Origin of the sequence: Hydrocoleum sp. CS-953 (assembly GCF_002260545.1) — a bacterium.
Lineage (GTDB): Bacteria > Cyanobacteriota > Cyanobacteriia > Cyanobacteriales > Microcoleaceae > Trichodesmium.
Genome location: NZ_LGSU01001095.1, coordinates 1 through 6,706, shown reverse-complemented (window position 1 = coordinate 6,706; position 6,706 = coordinate 1). Strand labels below are relative to the sequence as shown.

The following is a 6,706-nucleotide window of genomic DNA, read 5'->3' as shown; positions in this document are numbered from 1 at the left end:
CATCTTAATTTATTACCTGTTTAATACTACAACACTTTTCTACAAATAGCAACTACTTTATACAATTTTCATTCAACAGTTAATCACCCCGATTGATCGCGGCTAAAGTCCATACCTACCACGGAGCCGATTCTCAAACTCGGGTTAATATTATGAATCTACCAATGGCCCATAAGGAAGCGGAGAATAGTTCGGATCGCTAGTGGGTTCATACCAGTAGTTCATATGACCTTCAATGAACTCGGTGCGGGAGATAAAACCATTGCCATCAACATCGATGCTGTCGAAAGCTTGATCGGCACGGTCGGTATCCTCACCCCCAGAGTATATTGCTAGATACTTTCGGTATTCTTCACGGGATATCTTTCCAGAGCTATCTGTATCGACGAAATCAAAGAATACTTCGTTCTTGCGTCTACCCGCTTCACGCGACGATTGCATCAAGGAGACCGCCTTTGCAGCATTGGCTAGGAACTTTTCGTAACTGATCTCGGTTTCAGCATCGACCTCACTGCCTCCAGCAACAAAGTTATGAAACAGGGAGCGAAACACTGCACGAATTTCTTCGTCTTTCGACCGATCGTTTTGATTTTGTACCAACCGCTCCGCAATCTCTTCATATTCAGAGCGCGACAAAAAACCATTTTGGTTAGTGTCCATAACCTTGAAGTAGGTTTTCATCTTGGCAACCCAAAAATTAGATGACAACAAATCTTCTGGAGACATTCTTCCTAATTCCACAATCAATTTCTGGCAATTTTAGCGTTTTCAACCATTGGTGTCAAGTTAAGGAAAAATAAGTCAATGGAAATAGTACGAAGTGGACATATCAGACGCTAAATCCGCACTAACTAAATATCCTTGAGGGCAAAACCAACACCGATACAAAGAATCCGCCCATTGACCGGAAGATCGGCAAGAACCAGGCGGGTCAATAAATGAAGTGTGTCCCTCAATGGGGGGAATTTAGCAAATCTTTCGTCATAAGTAGTGGCGCGTTCTTCGTCGAAGACTACAGCTTGTTCTTAATTTTGCATGAGAGAATAAATAATTTTGTTATTTATATTTTACAATGATTATCATTATTATATAGTCTTGATTCAAGAATGAATATTTTTACGCCGTCAAAATTAGAGCGCGATTGTATTGTGGTTATTGGTAAAGAGAGTACGGGTAAATCCCAACTCATTGCGGCTCTTACAGGAGAGACTCCCTATAGTGCCAATTTTCGCGGTTCTACAGTGACTTGTGACACTTATCAATCTGAAGCCTATACCTTTATTGATACTCCTGGAATTCTCTATCGTTCCGACAGCGTAACTACTAAGAAAGCTTTAAGACAGCTACAAGAAAATGACACCGTGCTACTGATAGTCAAGGCAACCGACGTAGATCGAGATTTAGCCGATCTACTGCCTTTAGTAGCAGATAAACGGGGCGTTGTAGCGATCACTTTCTGGGATAAGGTATTATCGACAGTTCATACCCAACAGGTGGTTCTGGAATGGACGGAAACTTCTAACCTGAGCATTGTCACTGTGGATGCTCGCCACCTCACAATAGAACAAAAAGACTATATTTTGGCTTCTCTGCAAGAACCTCATCCTTTTCCCGCGCAATGGATTCCTAAAAGGGCTGGCTGGTATATTCAACCCCAACCAACGCTGTTAGAACATCCTCGAATAGGCTGGTTATTAGCGATCGCTCTATTACTTATTCCTGCGATTATTGCTGTCTGGGGTGCTAACTCCTTTGCGACTTTAGCAGATCCTATAGTCCAAAATGCCGTCGCTCCCATTATTAAATCTTTANCTGTTAGAACATCCTCGAATAGGCTGGTTATTAGCGATCGCTCTATTACTTATTCCTGCGATTATTGCTGTCTGGGGTGCTAACTCCTTTGCGACTTTAGCAGATCCTATAGTCCAAAATGCCGTCGCTCCCATTATTAAATCTTTATCCCAACTCCCAATTTGGTTAAGAGAAATACTGATAGGACAGTATGGACTGATAACTATGAGTCCCTTGCTGTTTATTTGGGCGATGCCCACAGTAATTCTCTATGCCCTATTCTTGGGCGCATATAAAGCCAGTGGGTTAATAGAACGAATTACCATTGCTCTCAATCCTTTACTCCGTCCGTTTGGGTTATCGGGACGGGATTTAGTGCGAGTAATTATGGGTATGGGGTGTAATGTTCCTGCGGTGATTAGTACCCGTGCTTGTTCTAGTTGTTCTAGGGGAACTTGTATTTCGGCGATCGCTTTTGGTTCTGCTTGTTCTTATCAGTTGGGCGCAACTTTAGGGGTGTTTAGTGCGGCTTCGTTACCTTACTTGATAATTCCTTACCTGCTGTATCTAACCGCAACCACCTTGATATATACCTACATGATTTCTTCCCCTACAGCTAAATCGAATCAGAATCCCCTAGTAATCGAAGGAAGAGCATTTTTAGAATTTCCTCATTGGTTAGTAATTTGGCGCGCAGCTAAGTCAACTATCGATCAATTTTTGTTCAATGCAATTCCCATCTTTTTAGTTATTACCGTTATTGCTTCTGTGTTGAATTGGTTAGGAGCGATCGCTGCTTTAGCCAATATTATTAATCCTTTGATGGGATGGTTTAATTTACCGCCGGAAGCTGCATTGCCTATTATTTTAGCTTCTATTCGCAAAGATGGACTGCTATTATTTGCCGAACCAGAAACCTTGGCTATGTTAACTCCATTGCAGGTTTTGACTGGAGTGTATCTAGCAGGAGTATTGCTGCCTTGTTTGGTTACTCTGTTAACTATTGCCAGAGAACAGTCTCTTCGATTTGCCTTATTGCTGTTAAGTAGACAGGCGATCGCTGCGATTGTTTTTTCTCTATTGCTTGCTTGGGGAGGATTATTAATTAGCTAAAGGTCAAAAAAAACATTTAGCCCAAAAGCCCTTTATGGTAATGGCCCTAACCAGACACAATTGTAAATTTATAGCGCTACTCATTAAGGTTAAGACATTTCTAAATCCTGTTTTGCTGCGCAACATAAAAAGCGGAGCTTTTCCCTATACGAAAAACCCTTTGACAGTTTACTATTTCCTATTCCCTATTCCCTATTCCCGATTCAAGTAGTGCTATACTTTAGAGCTTTATTAGCCTCCCCTTTCAAGGGGAAAAAAAATCAATTTTTTCCTTGAGCGTCAATCCTCTCCCTCAAAGGGAGAGGTAATTATCAATTATCAATTATCAATTAATCAACTTATCCATCTCATAAATGGTTTTCAAGAATTAAAATAAGGCCGCTCCAGCTTCGGCAACGGCATGGTCTTGCTCTCCAGACCCCCCACTAACTCCAATTGCTCCCACTACTTGTCCCTCACTGTAAAGGGGGATTCCCCCAGCAAAAATCATGATTTTGCCATTGTTAGAGGCATGAATCCCAAAAAATTGTCCTCCTGATTGACTCTGTTCGGCTAAATCTTTAGTGGCCAGATCGAACGCCCGCGAAGTATACGCTTTTTTAATGGAGATATCGATACTTCCGATCCAAGCTCCATCCATTCGTACATGGGCTACGAGATTTCCTCCCCCATCCACTACTGCTATATTCATTGGTTGACCAATTTCGAGTGCTTTTTTTTCGGCGGCACTAATTACTCTTCTGGCATCTTCTAATGTAACCATTAATCCCTCCATTGGATTTTACTTTAGATGTCTGTTAATTTAGCTGATTGGGTTAACATATATTCAGACTTTAAGTACACTAGCAAATTACAGGCTATTAGACAATACCATTTTATTATCTCTAAGTTTCAGTCAATCTCGCCATTAATTGAGGCAAATTTCTGTGTTAGCTAGGTTTAGTTTTTCTTTTACTAATGCGTCGCCAAAATCCTTTGACTACCTTAAATTGATCGATCGCGTGTAAGATAATAAATGCTAAAAAAGTATAAGCTAACCAAAAATGTATATTTCGACCTAAGTCTACTAAGTCACTATTCTGGGGAAATAAATCAGGTAAGGTGAGACCAAAAAAGCGGACATTATTGCTTTTAAAGGAGTTAGAAAAAAAGAAACCACTAATAGGAAGAGCCCACATAAAGATATAAAGAGAAGTATGCAGGGCTACTTTTTGCATCCATTTAGAAGTATACTTGGGCAATCGCTTAGTATATTTCTTCCACCACACTTGTAATAGAGTTAAAATTCGCCAAGTTAATAAAGCCATTGCCAATACTCCTAGAGATTTATGGAAATCATAAAGTAAGTTTCTTCCAAAGGCTTCTCTAGGCAAACGCGACATAAAAGAACCAACTACAAATATAATAATGTAACAATTAAACATCCACCAATGGATTGACATTAAATTTTGGTAAGCAGAATTTTTTCTCGGTTTGTTTGTTTTTGAAGCTTGAGCCATGATTTTCCCGCAAGTTATTTTACAGTGATACTATTGATTAAATTTTAACATTTAATTAAGATTGTAAATTTTTTATAGAACCAACCCAAATGGGTTCTATGGTTCTATAAAATTTGGTGAAACGTAGGGAGATGGTGGATAATGGGGCTATTTTTATACTTTTTTTCCCTATTCTATTTCCTGCTAACTTCTGACTTATTAATCCTGAATCCTGACTCGTAAAACTCACTTTTGTAAAGATACACTTAGGGGTTCTATAAGAACTTTGTGGTCATTATTACTTGAGAAGTTTTATGACAGCGATAACTTTTGACAAAAATCAATTAGATAAGTAAAAAAATAATCATTTTCGGACGCATTTTATTTTTGTGTTTAGCAAGAATGTCCGCGCTAGTAATGGTAACTGCTATTAATTCGGCGTTGTTAAATAAAAGTATGATTTTAGAGGAGTNAAGTTTCAGTCAATCTCGGTATCAATTGAGCCAAATTTCTATCTTAGCTAAGTTTAATTTTTCTTTGCACTCTGAAAATATCAGATATGGTAATGTTTATTTAGTTTATGTTAGAAAAATAAATGCAAAGTCATGCACACAACAGCAATTGATTTTATACAGCGTTTTACTCGAAAGGATTTAAGCGATCGAAATATACTCGAAGAGTTTTCAGATCAAGTCATATTCTCTAGTTGGTTAAAAAAACAATATCCTAATACGTCACAAGAAATGTACAATGCGATGCTGTTAGTGGCACAACCATATTTTGAGTATAAAGATACGCCCGTATACGTTGTATCATTGGTCGATACACTTTTTATTACGGGGCGTAGTGACTCTAGCATCAGCTTTATCCGACCTAATACTTTAGGCACTCAAAAACAAATGATACTTGATGTACCACACGCCGGAACCTTACCACCTTCTTGTGTTGATGGACTATTATCTGATGACGTAATTGCTGATGAATCCGTATGCTCTAGCAATCCTTACACAATTTGGAATCAAGCAGACGTTGGGGTTTTGGAGGTATCTGGAAGTATTTGGCAAAATAATCAAAATTTTGTCTGTGGTTCGGCAGTATTGACAAATTTAATTATCAGCAATGGCAATCGCGCCCCAGCAAAAGAAGGTAGAACTAATCAGGTCTACAATACACACACTTATCGTGGGACTCCTCTATACAAAGATATTTCTCAGCCTACTGAAGAAACAAAACTAGGGTTAAAAAAGAATCATGACTTGAGTATTGCTGTAGCTGGAGCATGTCGTGCTGCTGCCTATATGACAAATCCGAATTATCCTATTATCTGTTTAGAACCACATAGTTATTCAGCATTTTCCCATGAAATACTCGATGCGTTATTTTTACCAAAACTAGATGGTATGAACTTAACTAAATTTGCACCGCACAATGGTGGTACAGATACCAAAGCACTACTAGATTATCTCCGCAATACCTATGACTTGAAATCGTATCAAGAGTTAGTTAGACCATTGGTGTCAGTCCTAGATGTCTCAAGTCCTGACGAGCCAGATAAATATAGTACTGTTAATCTATCTCAAATGGAAGCTTTTGTCGAGCCTTTTATAAGCATGATACNAACTAAATTTGCACCGCACAATGGTGGTACAGATACCAAAGCACTACTAGATTATCTCCGCAATACCTATGACTTGAAATCGTATCAAGAGTTAGTTAGACCATTGGTGTCAGTCCTAGATGTCTCAAGTCCTGACGAGCCAGATAAATATAGTACTGTTAATCTATCTCAAATGGAAGCTTTTGTCGAGCCTTTTATAAGCATGATACGGGAGGCTTCTAACAGACTACCCATTAATATTGATAATTGGGAAAAATCGCGTCCTGATGTTTATGGTGCTACCAATACCATGCTGCAAAGGTTAGAAGAAGTGATCAAAAAAGCTAATTATTATCTTGACATTAATGATGACAACCTAATATCAAAAACCATAAATACGGTGACAATTGAATATAATAGGGGACTTGTAACATCCAACGAAACCTCTAAGATCCACACCAGTGAACAAGATTTTTACGAGCGTTGTCAATTGGTGGGTGCGGCATTTGTAGCTGGCATCAAGAATATGCAAAATCTGTGTTCATTAATTGATAATTGATAATTGATAATTACCTCTCCCTTAGGAGAAAGAATCACAGAGATTAGGTAATTATGATGATTGGAGATTTTTTTTATGTCCAATCAAACGGATTTGATATAATATAAAATCCGGATAATTAGTATACCTAAGTCATTGCGACTGGAACGGAGTGGAAGGAAGCAATCT

At 38.6% G+C, this 6,706-nt stretch carries 4 protein-coding genes and 1 pseudogene; 2 read left to right on the top strand and 3 right to left on the bottom strand.

What is annotated here, in order from left to right:
• Nucleotides 1-150: 150 nt before the first annotated feature.
• Nucleotides 151-726, bottom strand: coding sequence for an EF-hand domain-containing protein (locus AFK68_RS16620; protein ID WP_143437950.1), 576 nt, complete (start codon nt 724-726; stop codon nt 151-153).
• Nucleotides 727-1,106: 380 nt separating this feature from the next.
• Between AFK68_RS16620 and AFK68_RS16615 the strand changes: the two are divergent.
• Both AFK68_RS16615 and AFK68_RS16610 read left to right on the top strand, forming a co-directional pair.
• Nucleotides 1,107-1,811 (top strand): annotated as a pseudogene (locus AFK68_RS16615) (GTPase domain-containing protein); the annotation flags it as partial.
• Between the two features lies 1 nt (nt 1,812).
• Nucleotides 1,813-2,904 (top strand): nucleoside recognition domain-containing protein (locus tag AFK68_RS16610; RefSeq protein ID WP_305778142.1); only part of this gene is annotated, 1,092 nt, incomplete at its 5' end.
• A gap of 367 nt (nt 2,905-3,271) precedes the next feature.
• Here the strand turns inward: AFK68_RS16610 and AFK68_RS16605 are convergent.
• Entirely contained in the window at nt 3,272-3,667 is a 396-nt protein-coding gene (locus tag AFK68_RS16605) for a heme-binding protein (protein WP_094673747.1), read from the bottom strand.
• A gap of 166 nt (nt 3,668-3,833) precedes the next feature.
• Nucleotides 3,834-4,403: a cytochrome b gene (locus tag AFK68_RS16600; protein WP_094673745.1), complete on the bottom strand. Its 570-nt coding sequence runs from the start codon at nt 4,401-4,403 to the stop codon at nt 3,834-3,836.
• Nucleotides 4,404-6,706: the final 2,303 nt, after the last annotated feature.